This window comes from Archangium sp., assembly GCF_036389735.1.
In the GTDB taxonomy this organism is placed as follows: Bacteria; Myxococcota; Myxococcia; order Myxococcales; family Myxococcaceae; genus Archangium.
Genome location: NZ_DASVWK010000275.1, coordinates 1 through 1,993 on the forward strand (window position 1 = coordinate 1; position 1,993 = coordinate 1,993).

Annotated in this window: 1 protein-coding gene and 1 pseudogene; one reads left to right on the forward strand and one right to left on the reverse strand. The window is 71.5% G+C overall.

What is annotated here, in order from left to right; all coding sequences use genetic code 11:
* The first annotated feature begins 90 nt into the window (after positions 1-90).
* A complete protein-coding gene (locus VF794_RS09855) occupies positions 91-1,785 on the forward strand; it encodes a DUF885 domain-containing protein (RefSeq protein ID WP_331109083.1) in 1,695 nt (564 codons plus the stop codon).
* On the opposite strand, the pseudogene VF794_RS09860 reads toward VF794_RS09855, so the two are convergent.
* Positions 1,766-1,993, reverse strand: a pseudogene (locus VF794_RS09860) (hypothetical protein); the annotation flags it as partial. The gene VF794_RS09855 and the pseudogene VF794_RS09860 overlap by 20 nt on opposite strands.

Consider the following 1,993-nt stretch of genomic DNA (forward strand, 5'->3'; position numbering starts at 1 on the left):
CCGAGTATAAAGCCCGCATGTCCGACAAACCCGCCCCCAGCCCCAAGTCCCCGCTCTCTTCCCGAGAGCAATGACTAAGTTCCGGGGGAGATGAACAAGGCCCCCTCCTCCAGCCTCGCCGCCTTCGTGCGACTGCGCTCCGCCTTCTTCGAGCGCTACCTCCAGACCCAGCCCGAGGAGGCCACCACCCTCGGGCGCCATGACCTGGACGACCGGCTGAAGGACCTCTCCCCCTCTGCCCTCGGGGATGAGTACGCCTTCCACCACGACACACTCGCCCAGCTCGAACGGCTCCCCCCCGAGGAGCTTCCCCCCGACGCCCAGCTCGACCGGACGGCGATGCTCGGCGTCACCCGCTTCCATGTCCACGACTCCGCGGACCGGCGCAGCTACCAGCGCAATGTCGAGCTGTCGACCTATCCGCACACGATGTTGCAGTACCAGATCGGCCAGGCCGAGACGGCCGAGGACTGGGCCGCCATCGCCAGCCGCACCGCGCGCATCCCCACCTTCCTCCGTCAGCAGGAGCACCTGCTCGCCGAGGGCCTCGTCGCGGGCACGCCACCGGACCCGCACATCGTCCACGAGTTCGCGGAGGACCACCTCCCCGTCATCGTGCGCTACTTCGAGCACCTCCCGGCCCTCCCCGAGGCGCACCAGGTGACGCTCTCCAGCGCCGGGGCCCGGGCACTCCACCAAGCGGCCCGGGAGGCCCGCGAGGCCTTCGAGGCCCACCGGCACTTCCTCCGCGACCGCGTGCTCCCCCATGCGCGCCACGGCGTCGTGCTCGGCGAGGACGAGTACCGGTGGCGGCTGGAGAACCTCTTCGGCCTCTCCACCTCGCCCGAGGAGCTGGTGCGCCAGGCCGAGGACGTGCTCGCCCAGGCCCAGGAGTCCATCGTCCAGCTCGCCGGTCAGCTCGGCGCCCCCCTCTCGACGCTCGCCGAGGCCCGCGCGCTCCTCGCCCAGCTCGAGACGGAGAACCCCGCCCGGGACGAGGACGTCATCCCCCTCTACCGGGGGCTCATCGAGCGCGCCGAGCACTTCATCCACGAGCGGGGCATGTTCAACGTGCCAGCCGGCTGCCGGCTGGGCATGAAGGCCATTCCGCCGGGCATGGTGGACGTGCGAGGCACCAACTGGCCCGCGCCGCTGCTCGACCCGCGCAAGGTGGGCTGGTTCGTGGTCGCGCCCATGGCCGCGGCGCACCCCACCGTCTGGGCCGCCCTGCTCGCGGTGCACGAGGGCATCCCCGGCCACTTCCTCCAGAGCCTCGCCTGGCAACGCGCCTTCTCCCAGCACCCGGCCCCCGTGCGCTTCCTCCTGGTGACGGACCACGTGGCCATGGCGCGCGGCCACTTCGGCCCCATGCTCAACATCGAGGGCTATGCCACCTACGCCGAGGAGCGGATGCGGCGCGCGGGCTTCTACACCGCCGCCGAGTCCCTGACGGCGCTGGTGGCCCGGGCGCTGCGCGCGGTGCGCGTGGTGGTGGACATCGGCCTCCATACCGGGCGCATGAGGAGTGAGGAGGCGGTGCGCTACCTCGTGCACCACGCCTGCATGCCCGAGCCCAACGCCCGCCGCGAGGTGCTGCGCTACAAGCGCATCCCCATGCAGGCCATCACCTACCTGCTCGGCGCGCTCGAGTTCGAGCGGTTGGAGGAGGACTGCCGGCGCGAGCGGGGGAGCCGCTTCGACGAGGCCGCCTTCCACGACGAGCTCTTCTCCTACGGACCCGTGTCCCCCGTGCTGCTGCGGCGCCTCATGCTGGCCGCGCCGTGAAGTCCACGAGCCAGCCCAGGTAGCGGGTGTCGCCGCCGCGCTGGCCTCGCGCGAAGTGCAGCGCCCGCTTGAAGAGGGCATAGGTGCGGAAGAAGGCCTCCAGCCCCGCCCTGTCCACCGCACGCAGCGGCCGCGCGCTACAGATGACCTTGGGGTCCGCGCACCCGGCGTCGAGGAACTTGATGACGCCCACCACCGGCACACGCAC